This window comes from Virgibacillus oceani (genome assembly GCF_041521345.1).
GTDB lineage: Bacteria > Bacillota > Bacilli > Bacillales > Amphibacillaceae > Virgibacillus_N > Virgibacillus_N oceani_A.
Genome location: NZ_JBGOHB010000008.1, coordinates 20,653 through 43,944 on the forward strand (window position 1 = coordinate 20,653; position 23,292 = coordinate 43,944).

General features: G+C 36.1%; 24 protein-coding genes and 2 pseudogenes. 2 read left to right on the forward strand and 24 right to left on the reverse strand.

Annotated features, from left to right (window positions below):
* Nucleotides 1-124: 124 nt before the first annotated feature.
* The 8 genes from ACDX78_RS07700 to ACDX78_RS07735 form a co-directional block, all read right to left on the reverse strand.
* Nucleotides 125-1,309, reverse strand: a complete 1,185-nt coding sequence (locus ACDX78_RS07700) for an MFS transporter (RefSeq protein WP_486026717.1) — start codon at nt 1,307-1,309, stop codon at nt 125-127.
* A gap of 41 nt (nt 1,310-1,350) precedes the next feature.
* Complete coding sequence (locus ACDX78_RS07705; protein WP_486026719.1) at nt 1,351-2,331, reverse strand: D-2-hydroxyacid dehydrogenase family protein; 981 nt, start codon at nt 2,329-2,331, stop codon at nt 1,351-1,353.
* Between the two features lie 4 nt (nt 2,332-2,335).
* Nucleotides 2,336-3,295 carry a DUF4387 family protein gene (locus tag ACDX78_RS07710; protein ID WP_486026721.1) on the reverse strand — a complete coding sequence of 320 codons (960 nt, stop codon included), beginning with the start codon at nt 3,293-3,295 and terminating at the stop codon, nt 2,336-2,338.
* A gap of 1 nt (nt 3,296) precedes the next feature.
* Nucleotides 3,297-4,667 carry an acyclic terpene utilization AtuA family protein gene (locus ACDX78_RS07715; protein ID WP_486026723.1) on the reverse strand — a complete coding sequence of 457 codons (1,371 nt, stop codon included), beginning with the start codon at nt 4,665-4,667 and terminating at the stop codon, nt 3,297-3,299.
* A gap of 22 nt (nt 4,668-4,689) precedes the next feature.
* Nucleotides 4,690-5,739 (reverse strand): Ldh family oxidoreductase, encoded by a 1,050-nt coding sequence (locus tag ACDX78_RS07720; RefSeq protein WP_486026725.1) that lies wholly within the window; start codon nt 5,737-5,739, stop codon nt 4,690-4,692.
* On the reverse strand, nt 5,736-7,247 hold the full coding sequence (locus tag ACDX78_RS07725) for a tripartite tricarboxylate transporter permease (protein ID WP_486026726.1): 1,512 nt from the start codon (nt 7,245-7,247) through the stop codon (nt 5,736-5,738). The genes ACDX78_RS07720 and ACDX78_RS07725 overlap by 4 nt, the downstream gene beginning before the upstream one ends.
* Nucleotides 7,248-7,260: 13 nt before the next feature.
* Nucleotides 7,261-7,704: a tripartite tricarboxylate transporter TctB family protein gene (locus tag ACDX78_RS07730; RefSeq protein WP_486026727.1), complete on the reverse strand. Its 444-nt coding sequence runs from the start codon at nt 7,702-7,704 to the stop codon at nt 7,261-7,263.
* A gap of 127 nt (nt 7,705-7,831) precedes the next feature.
* Nucleotides 7,832-8,827, reverse strand: a complete 996-nt coding sequence (locus ACDX78_RS07735) for a tripartite tricarboxylate transporter substrate-binding protein (protein WP_486026729.1) — start codon at nt 8,825-8,827, stop codon at nt 7,832-7,834.
* Nucleotides 8,828-8,952: 125 nt separating this feature from the next.
* Here ACDX78_RS07735 and ACDX78_RS07740 point away from each other — a divergent pair, with 125 nt between their 5' ends.
* Together ACDX78_RS07740 and ACDX78_RS07745 are read left to right on the forward strand one after the other, a co-directional pair.
* Nucleotides 8,953-9,852, forward strand: coding sequence for a LysR substrate-binding domain-containing protein (locus ACDX78_RS07740; protein WP_486026731.1), 900 nt, complete (start codon nt 8,953-8,955; stop codon nt 9,850-9,852).
* A gap of 349 nt (nt 9,853-10,201) precedes the next feature.
* A complete protein-coding gene (locus ACDX78_RS07745; RefSeq protein WP_486026733.1) occupies nt 10,202-10,339 on the forward strand; it encodes a hypothetical protein in 138 nt (45 codons plus the stop codon).
* Between the two features lie 409 nt (nt 10,340-10,748).
* On the opposite strand, the gene ACDX78_RS07750 is transcribed toward ACDX78_RS07745, so the two are convergent.
* From ACDX78_RS07750 to ACDX78_RS07825, 16 genes and pseudogenes are all read right to left on the reverse strand, one after another.
* Nucleotides 10,749-11,651 carry an IS1634 family transposase gene (locus tag ACDX78_RS07750; RefSeq protein ID WP_486026907.1) on the reverse strand — a complete coding sequence of 301 codons (903 nt, stop codon included), beginning with the start codon at nt 11,649-11,651 and terminating at the stop codon, nt 10,749-10,751.
* Nucleotides 11,652-11,779: 128 nt separating this feature from the next.
* A pseudogene (locus tag ACDX78_RS07755) lies at nt 11,780-12,259 on the reverse strand (GDP-mannose 4,6-dehydratase); the annotation flags it as partial.
* A 37-nt stretch (nt 12,260-12,296) separates the two neighbouring features.
* On the reverse strand, nt 12,297-13,301 hold the full coding sequence (locus ACDX78_RS07760; protein WP_486026734.1) for a virulence RhuM family protein: 1,005 nt from the start codon (nt 13,299-13,301) through the stop codon (nt 12,297-12,299).
* 119 nt (nt 13,302-13,420) lie between these two features.
* Entirely contained in the window at nt 13,421-14,383 is a 963-nt protein-coding gene (locus ACDX78_RS07765) for a CBASS cGAMP-activated phospholipase (RefSeq protein WP_486026736.1), read from the reverse strand.
* Nucleotides 14,383-14,814 (reverse strand): type II CBASS E2 protein, encoded by a 432-nt coding sequence (locus tag ACDX78_RS07770; RefSeq protein ID WP_486026737.1) that lies wholly within the window; start codon nt 14,812-14,814, stop codon nt 14,383-14,385. Before ACDX78_RS07770 ends, ACDX78_RS07765 begins: the two co-directional genes overlap by 1 nt.
* A complete protein-coding gene (locus ACDX78_RS07775; RefSeq protein ID WP_486026739.1) occupies nt 14,811-15,836 on the reverse strand; it encodes an SMODS domain-containing nucleotidyltransferase in 1,026 nt (341 codons plus the stop codon). The genes ACDX78_RS07770 and ACDX78_RS07775 overlap by 4 nt, the downstream gene beginning before the upstream one ends.
* 712 nt (nt 15,837-16,548) lie before the next feature.
* Nucleotides 16,549-17,058, reverse strand: coding sequence for an NAD-dependent epimerase/dehydratase family protein (locus ACDX78_RS07780; RefSeq protein ID WP_486026741.1), 510 nt, complete (start codon nt 17,056-17,058; stop codon nt 16,549-16,551).
* A gap of 55 nt (nt 17,059-17,113) precedes the next feature.
* Nucleotides 17,114-17,344: pseudogene (locus ACDX78_RS07785) on the reverse strand (GDP-mannose 4,6-dehydratase); the annotation flags it as partial.
* A 118-nt stretch (nt 17,345-17,462) separates the two neighbouring features.
* Nucleotides 17,463-18,485, reverse strand: coding sequence for a type II toxin-antitoxin system antitoxin DNA ADP-ribosyl glycohydrolase DarG (gene darG / locus ACDX78_RS07790; RefSeq protein WP_486026743.1), 1,023 nt, complete (start codon nt 18,483-18,485; stop codon nt 17,463-17,465).
* Between the two features lie 12 nt (nt 18,486-18,497).
* On the reverse strand, nt 18,498-18,767 hold the full coding sequence (locus ACDX78_RS07795) for a DarT ssDNA thymidine ADP-ribosyltransferase family protein (protein ID WP_486026744.1): 270 nt from the start codon (nt 18,765-18,767) through the stop codon (nt 18,498-18,500).
* Entirely contained in the window at nt 18,767-19,129 is a 363-nt protein-coding gene (locus ACDX78_RS07800) for a DUF4433 domain-containing protein (RefSeq protein ID WP_486026746.1), read from the reverse strand. The genes ACDX78_RS07795 and ACDX78_RS07800 overlap by 1 nt, the downstream gene beginning before the upstream one ends.
* A gap of 182 nt (nt 19,130-19,311) precedes the next feature.
* Nucleotides 19,312-19,878 carry a transposase gene (locus ACDX78_RS07805; RefSeq protein WP_486026747.1) on the reverse strand — a complete coding sequence of 189 codons (567 nt, stop codon included), beginning with the start codon at nt 19,876-19,878 and terminating at the stop codon, nt 19,312-19,314.
* Entirely contained in the window at nt 19,878-20,579 is a 702-nt protein-coding gene (locus tag ACDX78_RS07810; RefSeq protein WP_486026909.1) for an ATP-binding protein, read from the reverse strand. The genes ACDX78_RS07805 and ACDX78_RS07810 overlap by 1 nt, the downstream gene beginning before the upstream one ends.
* Nucleotides 20,580-20,682: 103 nt before the next feature.
* A complete protein-coding gene (locus ACDX78_RS07815; RefSeq protein WP_486026749.1) occupies nt 20,683-20,889 on the reverse strand; it encodes an ATP-binding protein in 207 nt (68 codons plus the stop codon).
* Nucleotides 20,890-21,067: 178 nt separating this feature from the next.
* The gene (locus ACDX78_RS07820; RefSeq protein ID WP_486026751.1) at nt 21,068-22,360 is read right to left on the reverse strand and encodes a M20 family metallo-hydrolase; all 1,293 of its coding nucleotides are present in this window, start codon (nt 22,358-22,360) and stop codon (nt 21,068-21,070) included.
* A gap of 65 nt (nt 22,361-22,425) precedes the next feature.
* Entirely contained in the window at nt 22,426-23,274 is an 849-nt protein-coding gene (locus ACDX78_RS07825) for a M55 family metallopeptidase (RefSeq protein WP_486026753.1), read from the reverse strand.
* Between the last annotated feature and the right edge of the window lie 18 nt (nt 23,275-23,292).

Genomic DNA, 23,292 nt, shown 5'->3' on the forward strand with positions numbered 1-23,292 from the left:
TTACATATGATCCGATATATAAGGTGTCACAAAACTTCGGTATAAATTTATCTTACCTTTTGGATCAGATACACCTTTTACACTTGTATTCACTATCTAAATGTTGGTTAAAAAGTAAATAAATTTAGTTCTTATCTTGCTGACGTGAATTTCCCCTTATAAATGATTGAGTACTACCTATTCCCAGTATAATAGCAACAATGATAAAAATAGATGCTAAGTTAAACAGACTTGCAATTCCTCCAAAAATAATTGGTGATGTAAATTGGGTAAAACGGTTAAAGGTTAAACGTAAACCCAAAACCTGCCCAGTTCTGTACTCGGGACTATAATTTACTGTAGAAGAAATTGAAAGTGGTTGACCTATTCCTAACATAGCCCCCAATAATATGGAGATGATCGCACTAATAATTAAAGTATCTGTTAAAGGCAAAAGACCAAGGAAGAGCCCAGATAAAAGAATGGAAGCAACAATTACTTCGCTTTTTCCCCACTTCACAATTAACTTAATTAAAAACCATCGTATTAGAATCCCCGCTCCATTATGCAAGCCTATAATTACGCCGATAGCAGTTGCACTAAAGCCGATGTTATTAGCCAATAATGGAAAATAGTATAAGTATAAATCCTTAGCTAGTAAAATAAGCATACTGATTAAAATTGCTTTTCTAAGGTTTTTGTTTTTTAATAAATAAATAAGGTTATCCTCAGTCTGTCTACTATTCTGGATCCTAATAGATTTATACTTCAGTTTTGACTGAACTTGAATGTAAATACGTAAAATAATCAAAAATGCTATCAGAATAACACTACTAAATAAAGCAATCGTAATTGAAAAACCTAATAAATCTGCTAAATATCCAGATAAGAAAGGACCAATAAACCCGCCCCCAGCTACTCCCATACTGAAAATAGATATATTCTTTTCCCTTCTATTTCCGGAAACTCCATAGCTAACGAACGATTGGGCTGATAGTGCAAATATAGTTTGAGATACTCCACCAATTAATTGGGATATATAGACACCGCTTAAATTGTCAAATATAAAGGGTAATACCATTGCAACGGCACCAAATACTGTACTTATAAGCAATGGAAGGAGTTGTCCCACTTTATCTACCCAATGACCTAGTTTAACAGCTAGAAAAAGTGGGAGCACAGAAAAGCAGGCGATTATGACTCCTATTTCAAAGGTACTAGCACCAATCTCATTAGAAAGTAAAGGAATTAAAGGTCTTGTCCCAACAATACCGGTCATAAAAAATAAAGTTGCAATCGCTATTAATTTACTTCTGTAATCTCTTTTCATTATATTCTAACCTTTTCCAGAATTGTAATAATATACATTCCTTATTTATTACACTTGTGATTCAGCTCCTCTTTATTTATTATATTTTGTGGGTTGTTTTCTATAAAAAAACTTTTAATATTTTTAATTGAACCATTTAGAAAATTATTAAAAGTTTCTTGGGTCTTCCAACCAACATGCGGTGTTAATAATACATTATTCAGATCACGCAATGGATGGTTTTTGGGGAGCGGTTCTTCATAAAATACATCTAGTCCTGCTCCTGCGATATTGCCTTTTTGAATTGCCTCTATTAAAGCTTTTTCATCAATAACTTTTCCACGTGAAGTATTAATTAATACAGCAGAATTTTTCATAAGATTAAAATGCTCACTCCGTAGTAAGTGAATAGTATCAGGAACTAATCTTACGTGCAAAGTAACTGCATCAGCTGTTTCTAGTAAGTTGTGAAGCGTGGTATATTTGACCCCCTCCCTCAAAGCACGTTCTTCACTTAATGTTGGTCCCCATGCAATTACATTCATACCAAAAGTTTTAGCTATATTTGCAACTGAACCTCCTATTTTCCCTAAACCTATAATACCAAGTGTTTTACCATGCAAATTAGTGCCTATGGTTTCCGGCCATAAATTATTCTTCATAGAGTAATCTAGATGATGAACATTTTTAATAAGATTTAATAAAAATGAAAAAGTTATTTCCGTTACTGATTTTGTGGAACCACCAGGAGTAGTTGCAATTAGGATATTGGCTTTGGTTGTTGCATCAATATCAATATGAGCCAATCCAGTTCCTGTCTGAGCAATCATTTTTAAATTTGGCATTCTATCAATTAACTTTTTATCAATCTTAGTTCTCTCTCGAATTGGTATGATGATATCTGCTTCTTTGAGACGCCCTATAAGGTTATTAAATGAAGGTTTGTCTGTAAATACTTCTACTTCTGATATTTTTTTTAATTCTGTTATAGAAGGGTGATTTAACATATATTTTTCCCAATCATCGAGAATAATAGTTTTCATCATCCTACCTTCCTGCCTTTTCTAATTGTTCTTGGATATAAGAAAGAGCAGCTTCTTTATTACCTAATATGTTTTCTTCTCTTTGAGTATCTTTTTCTTCTTTTTCTAAAGCCTTCACTAATACTTCATTTTCTTTTTCTTTTGGTATTACTGTAACACCATCAATGTCTCCTAATATCAGATCTCCCCGGTGTACAGAGATTCCTCCACATGATATTGGTTCACCAGTTTTACCAGTTCCATGTTTACCGCTTGCTGCTACCGTCGTACCTCTACTAAATACAGGATAATCCATTTCATGAATTCCTTTTATGTCTCGCACTACCCCATCAACTACAACTCCTGCTAACCCCATTGTTTTAGCTAAACCAATAACAAAATCACCACATGAAGCATTTTGCTGATAACCCTTTGCATCAATGACAAGTACATCCCCAGGATTAGCTTCTGCAATGCCACGAAGAACAAGTAAGTTATCTGCTGCATTGACACTTACAGGGTAAGCAGGCCCGACTACTTTTAAATGATCTGAAATTGGCTTTATAGAATTATGGAGGTTTGTTAACCCGTTAAGGGCATCTGATACACTTGTAGTGTTAACCTGATTCCAAGCCTTTCTTCCATCCCGGATTTTTTTCGCCGCTGGATTAGCATCTGTATTAATCGTCTCTTCCATTAATGGGACATGGTGTTGCGCACCAAAAAGGTCTGTATCATTCATATCACCAGATATAGCGTTTCGTGGAAAACTCACTTTAATGGATTGCGCCTGTTTATAAGGGTGAATTTCCACATCATTTGGATTACATTTGTACAATGAAGCTACTTTCCTGTTTGAAATTATCTCACTCTTAAGTACTGATTCATAAATTTCACTATCGTTAAAAATAATATCTATAGTCAAGTAAAATGGACCTGCATTTTTACTTCTGAGAACATATGCTACATCTTTTAATTTAGTCATGCTATATCCCAACCTCCTCGATATTAACTTGATAAAATTCATTAGGGTCCTCAAGTTCTACAACATGATTCAAACTAAATTGATACACTTCCCCTACATAAATGTCAGGGGGCGAAAAAGGAAAAGCAACATTACCAGATATAGTTAACCTGCCATTATAATGACTATGCAATACTAGTGTTCTTGCTGCTGCTAAAAAGGCCTTGGAACGTTCAGGGGTATCAGCAATTAAATCAATTAATAAGGCAATTTCATGTGATTTAGAATTCACAAATTCCAACGGCCCAAGTACACCATCTACCCCATAGCGATGAAATTTCAAATTATAGTCACCAGGACGGATAGTTGGATCTATTGCTTTAATTTTATTTTCGAGCTCCTTTTTGACAAATTCTAAATAATCATCCAATTCATTAATTAATATAGGGTCACGGATACCAGCAAAACAAATGGAACGATACCCTTCTTTAGTAACACCTTCTAATTTTATTGTATAAGGACTTTTGGTTATAAATTTGGATCCAAAAACCCTAACTTTTTTATCAGTAACTTGTTCGTATTTGGCTTCCGTGGTATCCAATAATCCTCCAGGTTCATATAAGTGAAAAGGACTTGTGTTTTCATACATATTATGAGCCGCTACATTTTTCCAAGGTAATGTTTTATTTGGGTTAGGTGTCTCAATAATAAAGTCATCATTTCTGATATAAGCCATAATACAATCATGACTTTTTGGGAAGGCAGTTGCCGCTCCACATTCAATAATTTTCGCTGCATGCCAAGCAGTATCAGGATTACACCCTTTCCAAATTGGGTAAGATGCAAAAACTGAAGCATCTGTAGCTCGACCAGTTATAATAATATCAACATCTAGTTCTAACGACTTTATAATTGGTTCCGGACCCATCATTCCTACAGTTCTATCTAACGAATTAATTTTATCTTCATTCAATTCATCCAAAGAACCTAAGGACTTAATTTTCCCTGATATGAATTTTTCCATTAAAATGGCATGATCCAATTCACTATAAATCCATGCTACCTTTAGAAAAAAATTATTTTCTTTACTAATCTCATTAACAATCTCTCGAAAATCATCAACACCTTTATTACTCCCAGATCCACCAGCAGATCCAATAATTACTGGTATATTTAATTTTCTACTTGCTTTTAAAATTAGTTCAAGATCACGTTTAACAGAAGCTCGAGAAACAAATGATTCTTCACTTCCTAAATAGTGAGGTCCCGCATCAGTTGAACCAGCATCACAAGCGATAAAATGCGGGTTTTTCTCTATACAACGTTCTAAACTTTCTTCAGGGAAACCATAGCCAAGAATCCCTGATGTAGATATTGCACGTATTTCGAACATACAATCTCCTCCTTATTTTATGTTAAAAAATTGTTTCTATATTAGTAGAAACGTTAAATTGCCGACATAATTCTAAATATGATTTTATTGTGTTTTTTGGAATACTGACATTATTAAGATTGTTCTTATTTTTATTTATCCACTCCATTTCACCTGGCAAATAAACATTTTTATCTTTAATAACAGGGGCGTTTTTTATAGAATTCACCAATTCTTTTACACGTTCCTGGTAGTCATTCATTGGCATGAAAGATTCTACATCCATCACAATGAAAAGGTGGCCAACATTTCTTTTTTGATCGGCATCATGATCAACCATCCTCTCACTAAAGTCAGCTCCAGTTAATACACCAGCCAGTATTTCTACCAATAGAGCAATACCATATCCTTTGTAATCACCTATTGGTAATACAATACCTTCTAACGCTTTCTCTGGATCATCAGTAGGATTCCCCTTAGAATCCAGTGCCCAATTAAGTGGTATTTTCTCATTTCTATCTCTAGCAACACGTAATTTTCCTTTTGACACCACACTGTTAGCAATATCTAATGTAATAGGGTTATCTATTCCGGGTACTGAGATAGACCAAGGGTTATTTCCGATTAACCTTTTAAGACTACCAGTTGGAGCTATTGCTGGTGAGCTATTTGTCATGACTATACCTATCTTTCCCTCTAAGGAAGCCATTTCCGCATAATAGGCTGCTACTCCAAAGTGATTTCCATTATGAACAGCCGATGCCCCTATGCCAATATCTTTACTTTTCATAATCGCACGCTTCATAGCCCTTTTTGCCACTACAGCTCCTGGTCCATGATCACCATCTAAGACTTCTAGCCATTGATTAGTATGACAAGTACGTATATTAGGTTGCGGGTTGATGTTGCAGTCTTTAATTTGTTCCATATACCTTGGTAAGCGAAACAAACCATGGGTGTGTATCCCCCTTAAATCAGATTCCAATAAAGAAGCTATAATAGTTTCTGCGTCCTTTTTCTGAACATTAATTAATTCTAGTAGTTTAATTCCACTACGCATATATTCATCTATAGATATCTCATAAGATTTCATGTTGTCTTACCTCGCTTTAGCGTTTTAATAAGTATATAAGTCCAAATTCCTATAACCATCAGTAGCAATACAATGAAAATCGGTCTGGTAAAAACATCTCCAAAATCACCACTATACAAACGATACATTTTCAGAAATTCAGACTCTACCATTGAACCCAATATCAGCCCTAAAACTACTGATACAACAGGGTAATCTAATTGTCTCAAAATATACCCTAACACCCCCAAAATAAGGGCTATTACTGGATATGCCATTGTTCCAGTAACAGAATATGTACCAATTACAGTCAATACAAATATTGAAGGGATAAGTACCCTTAATGGTACATAAACAACACGGGCAAAGTAATAAATAAAGAATACTCCAACTAATAACAAAACGAATGCTTGGATAAAGTTTGATAAAATAAATGTATAAACAACATCCATGGAGTCTCTCACTAAGTAGGGACCTGGAATCATACCGTGCATTAAAAAGGCAGATAATAAAACAGCAGCAGCTCCTCCGCCTGGTATCCCAAATGCCAATGTTGTTGCCATAGCTCCAGCCTCTGATGCATTGTTAGCTGTTTCTGAAGCTACAACTCCCCTAGGATCTCCTTTACCAAATTTGGAAGAATCCTTAACACTTTCTTTAGTTTGACTATAACTTATCAGGGAGGCAATAGAACTCCCTGCAGCTGGTAAGACTCCAATAACAAGACCGATTATTCCTGATTTAATAGTTATATAAATATGTCTTAGCCCTTCCTTCATTCCATATAAAATCTCTTTTAAATATTGAATGGGACCTACCGAATCTGGTAATTTGGATTTTGTTTCAGTTACCAAAGATTTTTGTTTTATAATATAGAACAACTCTGACACTGCGAACAAGCCTATTACAGCAGGTACCAAGGGAATTCCATCATACAGTTGATGAAAACCAAATGTTCCTCTTGGTGCTCCCAGCGGACTAGAACCAATTGTTCCAATTAATAATCCAAACATTCCGGCTAGTAGGCTTTTTAGAAACCCTCCCCCAACTAATCCAATAATGCTTAATGCAATTAAAACAATCATTAGCATTTCAGGAGGTCCAAATCTTAATACAAATCTTCCAAGTGGTTCCATAAAAAATAGAATGACAGCATATGAAATGAGTATTCCTATAAAACTACTTACGAGACCAATGCCTAGCACGTAGGTACCCTTCCCTTGTTTTGTTAAAGGATATCCATCAAATGTAGTCGCAACTGCCCCAGGAGCTCCAGGAATATTAAATATAGTTGCAGTAACTCCGCCACCATAAACTGCACTACTATAAACGGCAGACAGAAAAACAATAGCTTCAACAGGACTCATAAACATTGATGGAGCAAGCATTAATCCAATGGCTAAAGTAGCCGAAATCCCAGGTATAGCTCCCATTACCAGTCCGTAAATAATTCCAATGATAATAAATAAAAATACTCTCCAGTGCAATAGCATTTCCATACCATCAACAAAAGCTTCCCACTGTAACATATTCATCCCTCCTTTATAATAAATAACCACTGATTATACGTTGATCTAATAGGACAACAAAAACAAAATATACTATAATTAATAAAACAACTGGAACCAATAAAAGTTCTTTCCATTTTTTTGATTTCAGCCAATATGCCACTACTACAAAAAATATTAATGAAGATACAAAATACCCCAATATTGGTATCAAAATTAAATATCCAGTTAAAAGAAGTAAAAATATCAACGGTTTTTTTGCTGACGACCAAGGGATGGATATATTTTCTTTGTTTACAGTCCATTTCCGAATATCTATAACAACGGATATTATAGATAAAATGAGAAGTGAAAAATAAATTAAAGTGATCATAGCATGATCTTCAATGCTTTTTGACTGACTTAATACTTCTAAGTAATAGGTTGTACCGTATATAACCAGAAACACAACAAATAGTATATTAGCTATTTTTTTCACCCAACACCCCTCCTTTTTTTATTAATATTTGTTAGAATAAAGCGCATCGGTACCATTTACTATAATTGTTGTAGTTAGATATGGTACCGACCACCTATTTTATTTTCTTAAAATAATTCAATTAAATTTACTCAATTAGTTGATCTCCGTATGATTTTATTACTTCATCGGCTTCTTCTGTCATTTGTGTTGAGGTTTCAATATCTAATAAATCCATATTAAACTCCGATTCGGATACCCATTCAATGAACTCTTCATCTTCATATACATTTTCCAAAGCTTCACGTAATATATCGAACCTATCTGGATAATTTTCTTCAAAAGATTTATGAGTTGCTATATATCGAAAATTTTGCACAGTCTCCACAAAATGCTCATTTGTGTAATTAGCTAAAACCTCCTTAGCTAATGGAATATTTTCATCCAATATATGAGGTTGATTTGCAAAAATAGTTATAGGTATAGCATCATCACCAACCGCAGCCAGAGTCCCCTCAAAATCTGTAGTCATAAAATCTATATGTCCACCAAGAAGTGCTGCACGCTGGTCTCCACCGCCATCATATGGAACCTCTCTGAACTCTACATCCAAAACTTCCTGTAATACTAACCCTGCTACATGAGAAGCAGATCCCGGTTGAAAACCAAAGGACAGATCTTCACCATTAGTAAGAGCATCAGCTAGATCATCTATAGATTGATATGGAGAGTCTTCTGAAACCCAAAGTGCAATTGGAGCTTCATGAGTAACTCCTAAAACTGAAAAATCATCTACATCGTATTCTCCACCACGCGCTATTCCACCTGAGAAGTGATATTGCAATGGGTAAAATAAATAGGATCCATCGTCCTCTTCATTTAAATAACTAACTGTGCCTTGGATTGTAGAAGCTCCGGGGCGATTTTCAACAGTAACCGGAACATCTAAATGTTTTTCAAGAATTGGTGCTAATGCTCTTGCCTGCCTGTCATTACTACCACCTTCCCCTGTTGGAACAACAAGCGTTATTGGATCTTCTGGCCATTCTTCACTTGAAGCGCTTTCATTCGTTGCCTGATTACAAGCACTTAGAAATAGAGTAATAATTGTTACTAACGCAATCAAATTAAGTTTTTTCTTCATACTAAATCCCCCTCGATTTAATTAATAAGATTTGATTAATTCATACTATAAGTGCTATTCTTATATAAATCAATATCATAAATTTGTTATTATCATCAAAAAAATTGATATAAAGGATGTTGCTAGTGATTGAAAAAATGAAAACTTTTTTAATAGTAGCTAATGAACAAAGTGTAACGAAGGCAGCAGAAGAACTATATTCATCACAATCAACTATTAGTATGAAGATTAAATCACTAGAAGATAATTTAGGGTCTAAGTTATTTGACAGAACCAAAAGATCCCTGCAGCTTACTCAAGAAGGAAAAGTCTTTTATAATTATGCTTCAAAAATTTGTTCAGATTACGATGAAGTAATAACTATTATTCAGCAGTTTAAACAGTTAAATTTAGGAACTCTATCAGTAGGCGCGGGATCCTATTTTGGAAGTTATGTACTACCGATGTTATTAGGGGAATTCAAAAAAAAGCACCCCGCACTTGATATCCAAGTAATGGTTGCGTTTTCAAATATTATAACAAAGGAAGTGATAATGAATAATCATGAATTAGGATTTATTGGAGAACTTGAAGAGGCAGTTACATCACCACAAATTATTTGCGAACCTTTTTATTTGGATAAATTAGTTGTTATTTGCTCAGCTAGTCATCCACTCTCAAAAAAAGAGAGTTTGACAATAGATGATTTAAAAGGGCAAACTTTTATCAAGTCAGATATGTCATCTGCTCTTAGAAAATTAACTGAATACTATTTAAAGGAAATGGGGATAGAATCTTCATCAACAATCATTTTAAATAATATAGAAACTATTAAAAGGACTGTTGAGCAAAATTTGGGCATTTCAATACTGCCACAACTTTCTGTAGAAAGAGAAGTTAAAATAAATAAACTTGCAATGAAAAAAATACAAGGAATTGAATTGAATAGAAACCTATATTATATACATCGAAACGACAAAGTCCTTTCTAGACCGGCTCAAAGCTTCTTAAAATTAGTTTTAGATTATTTTTCAAAAGACTCATAATATGAGTTACTAAATAAAAGTACATAGGTGTATTGGAGTAGAATTTGTAATTGGATATAAAAATATTCTTCCTCAGCTGAAACAACATAAAAATTATCAGACCCCGAAACAGAAAATGAGGAATTAGTAGCTGAAATTGCTGACCAGGAGGCTGCAAATACGGATCTCTTCTCCCAATTGGAAGAAGCGGAACAGAAGGACGATGAGCAGAAGTATATGAATCGATACCGAACAACCAATGTCGTCCAGTGGGTTTGTTTTGTTCCACGAGGGAAGCCGAGAATGTAGGTTATCGAGCTCCCAAGAATTAGAGATGAGCATACCGTATTATAATAATATGGAGAAATGCTTGAATTCGGTAAAGTTAGTACGTTTTTATGAGGGCAAGCTTGATTACATGGAAGTGGAAACAACCATTTTTTCGCCAGAACAGCCGGAATTAGGAGTTATCGTGCTTTCGGAGGTAAATGACGGGATGTTTATTTAACTGGTAATAAATAGTATATTGATTTAACAGAACATCCATATATTCAGACAAATAAAATATTTACAAAGCAAAAAGCTGAACTATAAATTAGTATATTCCGTCTTTCAGAATTAGGTTGGGACTTTATAGAAATCTGCTTTAAATAATTTTAACCTTGGAAATTATGTTACCTCTAGTATAATGCACCTTTTATATTTTACGTATCTAAACAGGGGCTGCTGAATGATTCTTAAACAACCCGAATCATACTGTATTTCACATTTCGCACTTAAAATATAGTGGTACCGAATTTTTGAATTACTATTTTTTGTTGAAGAGAATCCTATATAATTCTGAATGAAAAAATAGGATTTTTCTTCTTTTTACTTTCTTTTTCGACACTCTCTGTGTGCTTCTCCAGAATCTCTATTTATTTATCTGAGTTTCCGCCAATGTCCGACACATATATTGCCATGTCATAGCCACATAATTCCACAATTCGTTTTGTTTGATTATTAACGTTGTCTGGTATATACCGCAATACTTTCCCGTCTTGTTTAATTAAAATGACTCGAATATCATCTAGTTGTTCAAGTAGTACTTTTGCAGTTGGCGCGAAAAGTTTTCGTTTTCCTTTTAAGATGAGTGCTTCCTTTTCTTTTTTCATTTCACTTCGAACACGATATTCAAGCATCCCGTATATCAGTAATGCCATGACATATACAATTCCAATTGCCTGGATCCTTTCCGGTGTTTTCAGAAAAACAGCGTCTATCATTTGGTGATCCTTTAACAGACGAAAGCGTGTTTCTGCAGCTGATTGCCCCTTATATGTTGTGAGAATTTCAAGATCTGAAACCTTGTTATCGTCAAGCTCATTCGTCATTAAAACAAAAGTGCTCAGTAGACGACGTCTATTTTCAATTGCTTTTTCATCTTGTTTGAGTTCCTTTAAATGAACCTTATATACCGTTTTTATTTCTGCCTTTTCTCCCTTTTTTGGTCTCCCTCTTCGCTTACGTTTAATCGTCTCTTCTTCTGTATAGGTAGCTAGATTATAATGATGTAGGGATGTCTTGTGTTCCTGTTCAAAGCTTACTTTTGCTTCTTCTGCATCGGCTTCGCAATGGAAGGCTGTTTTTTGTAGCTTTTCAATCGCCTTGTTCAATTCCTTTGCCTCTTTTTCAATTTCATGTTCCAGTCGTTTCGCTTTTTGTTTGTCCAGTTGACTCGAATGTACCACTGAAAACCGATAGCTTCGTTCATCTAATTTCTCCTCAAAGACTTGGTATCGATATTCTGCAGCGTCTTTTTTATCTGTCAGTTTTCCGATGTCCGTCCATGATTATTCCACGTAGATAAGTCCATGAATGCACAACTGTGAGTCTTCTGATTTTCAATAGGAGTCCACTATAATTCAAAAATCTCTATGAGAGAACGTCATGGATTGGGAGCATCTAAATATAGAGATACAGGATTATCTACAAAATCAGTTTCTTCAAAAGGAACCTTTTTATTTGCTCCATAAACTGAACTGGATGAGGCATAGACAAGATGATCTACTGGGTAATGTCTGCAAGCTTCAAGGATGTTGTAAAAACCTATAATATTACTTTGGATATATACATCTGGGTTCTCCATTGAATAACGAACACCGGCTTGAGCTGCTAGATTTATGACTATATTTGGTTTGTACTCTTCGAAAAGATTGTTAATTGTATCTTTGTCAGAAATGTCACCTTTGATGAAGGTTAATTTTTCGTATGGTTTTAGTAGATCTAAACGGGTATGTTTTAAATTTATATCGTAATATTCATTTATATTGTCTATACCTATTACTATGCAGCCTTGGTCTAGTAGTTTTTTTGATAGGAAGAATCCTATGAACCTGGCTGCTCCGGTAATGTCCACCCATAGGGTAAAAGATCTATTACCTATAATAAATCAGACAAAAGTGCTTGAAATCCTTTTTATCCATTTATTTATCTGTACCCAGATACTTCTTAATCTGTTTGTCAAAATCTGATTGTATCGGTTGTGTTTTATTAAATTCCTGATATTCAACCTTTGCTTTTTGATCAGCATCTAATTTAGAAACACTACCTTTGTTATAAAGAATTTGAAATTCATTGAACTCCAAAAACTTAACTACACTATTTGCAAATGCTTCCATAGTGAACGTTTCCCTGTTCTCAATAATGTTTTCAATGTAGTCAAAAAATGATGAAATGGTTCTTTCTAACCTCTTTATTTCCTTTTCTAAAAGATAATTCTTTGCAACGGTCACATCAGACGCTAAGATCCTACCTTCAGGTGCATTTTTCCACGTCAATAAACCCATGTTAGGAGCATTTTTATCTGCTTTAGAATATATAATTTCAGCTGCAGTATTCCCTGAAATTGCGTAATGAAATTTGTTTTGTACAGTTGTATAAAATTCCTTTGTAACATCTGATTTTGGATCATAGTCAATACTGCACTCTGCAAAAATATCAGTAATCTGCTGATATATTCTTCTCTCACTTGTACGTATAGAGCGAATTCTTTCAAGGAGTTCTTTAAAGTAGTCATTTCCAAAGGCGCGTTCTCCTTGCTTCAACCTTTCATCATCAAGTGCAAAACCTTTAATAATATACTCTTTCAGAACTTTTGTGGCCCATATTCTAAATTGTGTTGCCCGTTTTGAATTTACTCGATACCCAACAGCAATAATCATATCTAAATTATAATACGTGACATCTCTTGCAACGTCTCTATTTCCTTCTCTTTGAACCACTCGAAATTTTCGAGTAGTTGAAGTTTCTTCTAATTCTTCACTCTTATAAATCTCCTTGATATGATAATTAATTGTATGTGACTCCACTTGAAACAGCTCACCAATCAATTTCTGAGAGAGCCATAATGTATCATCTTCAAGAAACAAGTTCAACTTAACATCGCCATCTTCAGTTGTATATAAAACAAATTGATTGATGCTTTCCATGAAATCACCTTCTAATAATTATTTTGAACTACTCGAAAATATAGATTAGTTGCTCATCATTATTAATTTGCTAATAATAGTGTGGTGGGGGGCTGACACCAATATTTTCGCCCTTTTACCTATTTTGCAGCTTTCCTCTGAAAGAAGTTATCTTTTACCTTTTGATTGATATACGTATTTTGATATAATGTATGTGCTTCTTTAATCATATGATCAATATCTTCTTTTTTCACAGAATCCAATTTTAATGACTTTGCTAGAGTCGGGGTAATACGGCATAATCGATCCCCTAACAAGTAGTTGGCTGTGTAATTAGCGGATTTTGATTGCACTTGGAAAGTCAATTCGACTATGTTTCTCCCCCATTGCAATAACCCACTTTTTTTAGCTACTTTATTATCTGCGTTATATATCTTCTCTCCCGTGCCTAGGGAGAGCACACGTATCTGTTCAACATTGAATCCTACTTTTTTTGCTTCGGCAATTCCAACAAGTACAGGATTATTAGCCCATAGACCGCCATCTATTTTGAGTTCATTTTCTCCAATCTCTGCAGCAGGAAAATATATTGGAGCAGCTGAAGTCGCAAGTGCTACTTCCCACATATATCTTTTCCCATCAAACAAAAAGTCTTTATGATGTGGAGTTTTATACACTTTAGGTTCTGCCTTAAAATGTTCAATAGATGGAATACAGACCATAGTACTAGCATCAGCTACTTTTAATTCACCAAAGGTATTTTGAAGAATTTTTTTTAGATTATTATTCTTATATTTTGCCCTCAAAAAAATATTAGCTCCAAGACGCTTAGAAAAAATAGTAGCTCCTTTTTCAATATAGAGCTTAGAGATTTCTTCTGCAGATATTTTAGAAGAAAGTCCCAAAGCGATTATTCCACCGGTGGAAGTGCCAGTTATAAGGTCAAAATAATCATGGATAGGTGCACCAATTTCATCTTCTACACGTTTTAAATAAACAGCAGGAATAACTCCTTTCATACCGCCACCGTCAATTGATAATATTCTAAATTCATCAGGGAATTTAGTCGGGATATTACCGCTTTTATAATCTGTCCAATCCATCATCTCACCTCATCATCTGTTTTACCAGTCGGGCTGTGCGGAGCTTCTTTTCCCCACCATACTCCTTCTTCGAGCCATGCCTCATAAAAAAAGAGCCATTCACTTGTCCAAGGTATTATCGTATCACTAATTAAGGATTCACCACCAAAACTGTTATCCATAGGATGGTACAGACAAAGCGAAAGGTCAGGATATCGATGAGGAGCAAATGGAATTATATGTGGATCAAGAATAAATACTTTTGGGATATATGGATTATAAACAACCTTAACCTGGTATAGATCGGACTTTTTTGATGGTTGTAACGTTCCAATCCAAAAAGTTTTCCTCCCTTTTGTCAATTGAAACCCTGGGAATTTTTTGCGCATCGCCACAATCTCCAACCCTAAATTTAAAGCTTTAGGATTGGAAGGTGGTATTTGATTTTTCATAAATATTCCTCTCCGTAGAAACGGTGGTCTTTAATCTTTGTACCAGTTAGCTTATTAAGTGATCCTGTTTCATCCACTTTTACTTCACCACGGTCAATGCTTTTGGCCATAGAAGCGACTTCTCCCAAATCTGATGGAAAATTACTTCCAAAAATATCCTGCCATTTCTCAACCGATTTATCTTTATTTTTTTCATCTATTGCATCTTCACAATCACTTTTAAGTTTGTTTAGTTTTCTATTAAATCGCTCTGCTTTTAATTTATTCCAATTCCTTGCAAGATTCTCCTCACTTAAGGAGGGATTAGAAATTACTGGGACATCATCGTCATTTGTTAAAAAGAGCAAGTACCCTTCTATGTCTGAAATCATGTTTTTCAGAGTTTCTATAATAGTTTCAGCCAGGGAAGGCATCTCTTCAAATGCATTTCCGAGCAATGTTGTAAGTAATATCGATTTTGGAGCTGTGTCTTCCCCAACATTTTCGTCTCTCCAATATTTCAAAATTTTTACAGTTTTTATGAAATAATTTTCTGTGTATGAATTAATGCCGGTACACCAATCTGTAAAGCCCTGGGGGTTTGTCTTTACCCATTCATCCTCTTTTTTAGATGGGATTTTTAGAATTTCTTCATAAAACATGGCAGGCACCACATCTACATGGAAATCATTTGCATATTCTATACGTACACACCGATCTTTCGCTGTAACTCGATCTTTGAATTGCTCGTGTGATTTTATACAATCCTTAACTAGATTAATAACATCTCCCCGATCGCTTTGTTCATTAATATCAAGCACTAGAACCACATCGACATCAAACTCTTTGCCCTTTTTAGGCTTAATCCCCGTATTTGTACTATATGAACCTTGAGGAAAGTAATCTTCAAATATATCACTTAATTCCTCATCATCTTTTAATTTTGATTCCCAATTTGCAACAGCACTATCAATTCTGTTAAGCCTTGTTGCTCCCAAGGAAATATTGCCTACAAACTTCTTAAAATAATCATTTAACTTCATTTAAGCTGCCCCCTAAAGAAGAAATATATGTTCGTAATACTATTGTATCACGAACATATATACTGATCAAAGTATTTATTGTGGTGGGGATCTGACCTCAATGCTTACCAATGTCACAGGTGAATAAGACTGGAATATCCTCTTTTAAGGCGCCTTATGTTAATAGATTTGCAAATACTTTTGTTCGTTCTGATTGCTCAACTACTATAAGCTTTCCCTTCTCTAAAAAATACCAGTTGGAGAATAATGTTATCGGTATTAAACTTTTTTCTGACTTATTCGTTATAACCGACTCATACAAATGGTTTGCGTCGGTTGTATTCGACAAAAATTCGGGAAGTGACTAGTCATCTCCGTACTAATTTCCTTACAAGCAATAACTGATTTTAATACCACATAATTAATCATAATATCCAATTTTACCTAATCTGGACTGGTCATTTGTAAGAGAAAGCGGTTCCTCCTTATAAAAATTTACTTCATCGCCAAACATCCAAAATAGCATTTTATACTTAGTTGGTAGAATATCGTTACTTGACATACGAAATCATAAGAATACTGAAGAAATTTAATTGTTTTATTCATCGTAACCTGTAACAAAGGTTGCAAATGTGATATATGTCGTGATTCATCCATAAAAGGGGATGCATGCACATACCTATCTCTATAATTTAGAACATCTTTATAGTTGGCATAATGAGGTTCTAATTTTCTATCGAGCCTTTTTGATAATACTCCACATACCAATCAGCAAACCTTCTGCAATTGAAGTTTCTGGTTTAAAGCCTACCGCTTTCTGTAATAAATCTGTTGAAGCATATGCAGCTGGAACATCTCCTGGCTTGATTGGTTCGAATACCTTTTCAAACTCTACTTCTTTGCCAGTTGCATTACTTAAAGCTTTCTCCAGGCTTTCAATAAAGACCATCAGCTTCTCTGGATTGTTATTTCCGATATTGTACACCTGATTGCCAACATCACCATTTGGTGGATTACTTAAAAGACGTTCCATTCCTTCTACAATGTCATCGATATAGGTAAAATCACGATATAAATCATTTTCAAAGTCGCCGTTATTAAATATTTTAATTGGTTCTCCGGCAAAGTACTTATTTGCAAATCCAAAGTATGCCATGTCAGGTCGTCCCATAGGTCCGTATACGGTAAAGAAACGAAGTCCGGATGCTGGAATGTTGTATAAATGACTATAGGTATGGGCCATTAATTCATTTGATTTTTTCGTGGATGCATATAGAGATACAGGATTATCTACAAAATCAGTTTTTCAAAAGGAACCTTTTTATTTGCTCCATAAACCGAACTCGATGATGTCTGCATGCTTCAAGTATATTTAAAAAACCTATAATATTACTTTGGATATATTCATCCGGATTCTCTATTGAATAGCGCACACCAGGTTGAGCTGCTAAGTTTATGACTATAATTGGTTTCTGCTTTTCGAAAACATTATTTATTGTATCTTTGTCTGAAATATCACCTTTGATGAAGGTGAATTTTTCATATGGTTTTAATTAATCTAGACGAGTATGTATTAATTTTATATCATAATAATCATTAATATTGTCTAAAAACAATAGGATCTGCCCCCAAGAGAGAACAGACACCTTATTCGACCTCAATTTTCCGTAAGTGCTCCCAAGCCTTCTCAATATGTTTAGTCGTAAAAATTCTACGTTTACGTTCATTCCAGTTTTGAAATTCTTTCGTAATTAAATCCAGGTTTGCACCATCGTATTCCCGCATGATCCAATGAACGGTTGCTAACAATTCCATTCCATATGGTGTTTCAAAACCTCTTATGATTTTTTGTACTTTAGAAAGTCTGCTTTCTGAATGACCATCATGTTGAAGAAAATGATGAGCTTTAACCGCAGCATTCGGTAATAGGTAAATCTCAGCCTCTCTGTTGCGATCACCAAATCCCCTAATAAAATGTCCTTCCATTCGCAATAAAACATGATTAAGATTTTCGGCATAGGGACCGAATTTTCCTTTCTCAAATCCTAACTGAAGTGGCTCTCCTACTTCTTGTAGGAAATAAGCAATTTTTTGTATCTCTAACAATGATAAACGATACCCTGGAACAGAATAGTCATTCATCGAAGCTAATAATAAAGCACGTGAATTTGTCATTTTGGGCTTCGTTGTCCGTACTTTCATTTGATCAGGCTTTGGACTTCCAACAGGTTCATATACATGGACCTCTACAGAGGGACCCTCAAAAGCAGCTTCAATCTTCGAACGAACTACCTCCCATTCAAGTCCACCATTTCCACAACCTAAAGGAGGTATAGCAATAGAACGGATGTCTAATTCATGAATTGTTTTCACTAAGTCTTTTAAGCCTTCCTCAATGTAATACATCTTTGACTTTTCTTTCCAATGGTCTTTTGTCGGGAAGTTAATTACATATTTTGTTCCAGATAATAAATCAGTAGGAACAACATGCATTTTTCCGATTCTAATATTCCCTTTTTTGGCTTCTTTTGCATAAGCTTTAAACACTGTGGGATACGCCTGCTTAAACTGTAATGCAATCCCCTTGCCCATCACACCCACACAATTGACCGTGTTTACAAGAGCTTCGGCTTGATCATCTAATAAATTACCTTTTTTATAATGAACCATCTCGTTCACCTCCTAAAAGTAGAATTTCGGTCTGACAAGGACAGGCAGATCAATCGAATGTTCTCTTAATATTTCCTCTATATAAATTTTCATTCTTTCTGTTCTTACTCCGATACCCAAAAAATGTTTCCATTCTACAAATTGATGTATAAGAAATTCCGCTTGCCTTCTCTTTTTCCGATCAGGATCTTCTTCCGTGTCACTCCAATACCGTTCTTTCATAATATTCCAATCTACCTTATCTAGATCCTTCATATGGTTATAAAATTCAGTAATGAACATTATCGCATGACCATCGGTGAACACAAATGGCGTTTCTGTTTTTCTATGATATCTGTTCGAGTGACTAAATAGATAATATCATTTTGATTCCCTGCAAACCCTTCCACTCGGCCCTGCTTAATTGCATATAACATCGGTGAACGGGGAGCAAAGTAAAATGGGACATAATCATGTAAAATTCCCATTGGCTTAACCGGAATCATTGTAGTGGATCTCCTGCTTTGAAGTCCGTGATGAGCAATATTTATGTAACGCATGGTTTCTTTTTGTATATTTGAATGTGCTGAAAGACAGCCATGTTGTAGAATAGATGCTAAATTTTCATAGTGGGATATATGATATAAAAGATGATTATTTGACATGTGGTTGACTCACTTCCGACATTTAATTACCTACCTTTATTTTATCATATTAGTTATCATTGGAACAGTTTCCGCCTCCGTATATTTTCATAAACCCTCAAGGTAACTAAAGCCGATTGCAAGTGCCTCACCATTAGATATTACTTGGGACTCGATAAATCTGATCGGACATAAAATGCACTTTATCTCATTTCAACACCTATGCCACTTTTTAATGTTTCCCCCTCCACAAACTCCCGATACTTCTCTTTTACTGGTTCAGAAAAATACCCAAGTAGCTTTTCAGTGCTTACATGCCGATTCTTTTCTTCTGAGACGTATGCCCGGTAACTGCTCCATTTATAAGCATCAGGTCTGACTACCATATTCGCTTGGACTGGATTCATGTGGATATAGCGGCTCACCTCCAGTTGATATTCTTTCGTTCCTATTATTTCTGCACCGTATCTTCCCTGAAAGACATGTCCGACCAAGCGATGTCGTTTATTGAAATGTAAAGCATACCTGGAATTCAGCATTTTCATCATATACTGGGGGTGGTGATGGATGGTTTCTACTTGCAGATGGATGTGATTGGTCATGAGGCAGTAACTGTGAAGGTGAAAAGGGTAATATTCACGACTTTCTTCCAGAATGTCCAGGTAGGCTTGATGATCAATCGCATCATAGAAAAGAGAAGTTCTGCGATTCCCTCGGTTTGTGATATGGTACATTGCTCCTGGATACCAGACACGTAGCTTTCTTGCCATTAATTCACCATCCCTTTCACTGTTTGCTTATCCTGCGTGCGGCGTATCGTAACAGCTTCCCAAATCGCCTCGTTGGTAATTTGTTCATTTCCACTCAAGTCAGAGATGGTCCTTGCTAAACGACGAATCTTCATTTGTGCTCTCGTACTCCAGTGGTATTTACTTGCCCACTTTTGCACCATCCTCTCTTGCTCTGAAGTCAACTTAGCAAATGTAAGTAATAATTCATTGGGAACAGTCGCATTGCAAACTTCTTTACCAAATCTTTCAAATTGAATTTCCCTCGCCTTTTCAACCCTTGACCGAATAACCTCTGACGTTTCATTTTGCTTTAAAGTGGATTCGTCAAGAGGTTCCCTATCCAGTTGCAAAACCATATCCATTCGATCCTGGATAGGTCCGGACACACGATTTCTATATGCCTGGATTTTGTTTTCGGTGCAGGTGCAATAAAAGTGCCTTGACCCTAAATGACCACATGGACAAGGATTCATTGCACCGATAAGTTGAAACCTTGCCGGGTAGGTAACCGTAGATGCCGCTCGGCTGATCGTAACAGAACCACTTTCCAGCGGTTGCCGAAGCATGTCCAAGGTTCGTTTTGGGAATTCGGCCATCTCATCGAGAAAAAGAACCCCCTCGTGGGCCAATGATACTTCCCCCGGTTTTGGATTTGCTCCTCCGCCAGTTCCATTGCCCAGCGACTAGCGCGACTTCCTTCACCTCCGTACGATAAGTCAACATCGGCTCCTTTCGTCGCCGTGTTTCCTTTATCTCCTTCGGCTCAGTCCAGTCCGTACGTCGCTAAACGGGCAATTCCACTTTGGTACCGCCAATAAGCGAAACTGCTGAGGCGGAATGATGTGGATCCCGAAATGGCGGAACCTGAAAATTCGTATTGCTTACCCCTGCCAACTGGTAAATACTCATCACATCAAATTGACTATCTTGAGTCAAGATTGGTAGAATCAGATGGTGATTCTTGTGAAACGATTTCTTCCAGATACGCATACATTTGATTTTTTTGTGTTTCGAGATGTTGATATATAACCTCCATCTTATCCTCCTTTACCAGCATTATTTGGGTTTCGAATATAAATCCAGAACTTTATTTACGCCGCTCCCCACAATCATTACACTGTAAATATTATGATTAGATAGCCTGTAAACTTACCTTATCCTCAAAAAATCAATTCCGCTTCTCGACAAACTCCTTAAGCACATGCGCTGCTTGCACACAATCATTTAAGTCCGACCATTCTAACGGGTTATGACTAATCCCTGCAATACTTTTTACAAATAACATAGCAATATCTGTTTTTTCACCAATAATCATAGCATCATGACCAGCACCGCTTGGTATGCGCGTGGGTTTAATGGACTGTTCATTCAATACAGCCTTAAATGTTTCCTGAATTTCCTCTTTAATGGTCACCGGAGGCGTCTCCATTTTCTTTTCAAAGGAGAGGGAGATACCATGATTTTCAGCAATTTCTTCTGCTTTCTGGATGACCTGATCTACGAGTGTGTTTCGGCTATTTTCATAAATATCTCTGATGTCTACGTATAATTTCACTTCTCCAGGTATAACGTTGACACCATTTGGGGAAATATGCATTTTTCCAATCGTTGCAACACAAGTGTCATTAATTTTTCTTGGAAGTCCTGCTACTTTTGTTACAAATGCACTTGCAGCAACCAGGGCATCGTTCCGATCATCCATTGGTGTGTTCCCTGCATGTCCGGCCTCTCCCGAAAAAGTGAATTCTATCCAGCAAGGTCCGGCTATGCCGCTCACAATACCGCAGGGCAGGCCTGCTTTTTCCAGCCGCTTTCCTTGTTCAATGTGAGCTTCGATAAACAATCCTACATCAGAAAAGTCCATCAATGCTTTTTGATAACTGTCTAGTGACAAATCTACTTGCTTTAACACTTCTTCAAAGGAATGACCATCAACAGAAACAAGTTTCTTCAAATCTTCAATATTATAATTCCCAACTAAAGCCTGACTGCCATGTAATCCCCCATTAAAGGTAGCTCCTTCTTCGTCTGTGAAAATGACTACTTTATAATTTTTCAGGGGACGATAGCCTGTAGCCTTCCAGGCCTCTGCTACCTCTAACGCCAAAAGTACTCCTAAGGGGCCATCAAAATGACCTCCATTTGGAACGCTATCCACGTGAGAACCTGACATAATCGCTGGTAGACTTGGGTCTGTCCCTTCTAATTTTCCAATAATATTTCCAGCACCGTCCTGATGAACGTCAAGCCCTGCCTCCTTCATCCATTTAGCTACTAGGTTTTTTGCAGCTAATTCTTCTATAGAAAATCCGGGACGGTTTGAACCATTTTCTTCTGTTAAGCCGATTTTCGCAAGCTCATCCAGCCGATATGCCAATCTCTTTCCACTTATTCCATTACCATCGTATGTAACATCATAGTCATCCATCAATCGTTGAAAAATAGGTCCGTCATTACTCATCATTTGCACCTTACTTTCTTCTACATAGATTCATAACATTTTCATTTTAAAAATAGCGAACACGTCTAGCTATTGGCACTTCCTAATACACCATTGGTTGCTGCCATCGCAATGATCACGCATCCCCACATATGTTTATAAGCTGTTACGATGTCTCCACATGTGAATTTGATGCTAGTTGGTGAAGTCATTTCCACCGATGGAATAGTAGTTGTCATATGTGCCTGTTGCGGCCCTTTGAATTGGATTTCAAAGGTAGTTTCCATATCTTTCGTCTCAAATGGTTTAAAGTTGGCGATATTTTTTACTGCGCTTGCTACACCTTCTTCCACAAGCTCATTTACCTTTTCCGGATGGATTAACTCAGCAGAAAGACGGTCTTTGGCATACTTTGTTATCACACTTTCTACCTCTGGCAGTGTCTCTTTTACTTCTGAGACATACAAATTGTCACCACTAATAAAAATGGCCGGGACATCAAAAGCTCCTGCGACCATGGCATTCATTTCGGTCTCCCCAACTACTTCACCGTTAATCTTCATTTCATTGACACAAACGCCGGCAAGTGTATGAGAAATGACTGCCTCTGAGCCGCCTTCCCGTCCATGATGGCCAACGAAAATGATGCCATCAAAGCTTTCATCCAATCCTTCCAGTTGGCACATTACTCGATTGTTGCCGGATACTAGACGAGCACGCGGATCCAACGCCTCGATGATTATATTTGACATGTTTCCATGCCCATCAGCGACAACCACTTCTTTTGCCCCTGCCTTGAAAGCACCGCTAATTGCAGCGTTTACCTCTTCGGTCATTAATTTTCTAAAACGTTGGTATTCTCCTTCCTTTACCATTTGCTGAATGGTACTGACTCCAGCTATTCCTTCCATATCTACAGATATAAATAGTTTCATATTTTTTTCACCTCATGT

Coding starts and splice junctions, on each gene's coding strand:
- ACDX78_RS07735 (WP_486026729.1), bottom strand. CDS start 8,827: ATGAAGAAAAAACTTAATTTGATTGCGTTAGTAACAATTATTACTCTA.
- ACDX78_RS07815 (WP_486026749.1), bottom strand. CDS start 20,889: ATGCGTATCTGGAAGAAATCGTTTCACAAGAATCACCATCTGATTCTA.
- ACDX78_RS07820 (WP_486026751.1), bottom strand. CDS start 22,360: ATGAGTAATGACGGACCTATTTTTCAACGATTGATGGATGACTATGAT.
- ACDX78_RS07760 (WP_486026734.1), bottom strand. CDS start 13,301: ATGGAAAGCATCAATCAATTTGTTTTATATACAACTGAAGATGGCGAT.
- darG (WP_486026743.1), bottom strand. CDS start 18,485: ATGGTTCATTATAAAAAAGGTAATTTATTAGATGATCAAGCCGAAGCT.
- ACDX78_RS07780 (WP_486026741.1), bottom strand. CDS start 17,058: ATGGCCCATACCTATAGTCATTTATACAACATTCCAGCATCCGGACTT.
- ACDX78_RS07705 (WP_486026719.1), bottom strand. CDS start 2,331: ATGAAAACTATTATTCTCGATGATTGGGAAAAATATATGTTAAATCAC.
- ACDX78_RS07800 (WP_486026746.1), bottom strand. CDS start 19,129: ATGTCAAATAATCATCTTTTATATCATATATCCCACTATGAAAATTTA.
- ACDX78_RS07700 (WP_486026717.1), bottom strand. CDS start 1,309: ATGAAAAGAGATTACAGAAGTAAATTAATAGCGATTGCAACTTTATTT.
- ACDX78_RS07805 (WP_486026747.1), bottom strand. CDS start 19,878: ATGGCAAGAAAGCTACGTGTCTGGTATCCAGGAGCAATGTACCATATC.
- ACDX78_RS07725 (WP_486026726.1), bottom strand. CDS start 7,247: ATGTTACAGTGGGAAGCTTTTGTTGATGGTATGGAAATGCTATTGCAC.
- ACDX78_RS07775 (WP_486026739.1), bottom strand. CDS start 15,836: ATGAAGTTAAATGATTATTTTAAGAAGTTTGTAGGCAATATTTCCTTG.
- ACDX78_RS07765 (WP_486026736.1), bottom strand. CDS start 14,383: ATGGATTGGACAGATTATAAAAGCGGTAATATCCCGACTAAATTCCCT.
- ACDX78_RS07825 (WP_486026753.1), bottom strand. CDS start 23,274: ATGAAACTATTTATATCTGTAGATATGGAAGGAATAGCTGGAGTCAGT.
- ACDX78_RS07715 (WP_486026723.1), bottom strand. CDS start 4,667: ATGTTCGAAATACGTGCAATATCTACATCAGGGATTCTTGGCTATGGT.
- ACDX78_RS07710 (WP_486026721.1), bottom strand. CDS start 3,295: ATGACTAAATTAAAAGATGTAGCATATGTTCTCAGAAGTAAAAATGCA.
- ACDX78_RS07720 (WP_486026725.1), bottom strand. CDS start 5,739: ATGAAATCTTATGAGATATCTATAGATGAATATATGCGTAGTGGAATT.
- ACDX78_RS07770 (WP_486026737.1), bottom strand. CDS start 14,814: ATGAAAAATCAAATACCACCTTCCAATCCTAAAGCTTTAAATTTAGGG.
- ACDX78_RS07795 (WP_486026744.1), bottom strand. CDS start 18,767: ATGTTCATTACTGAATTTTATAACCATATGAAGGATCTAGATAAGGTA.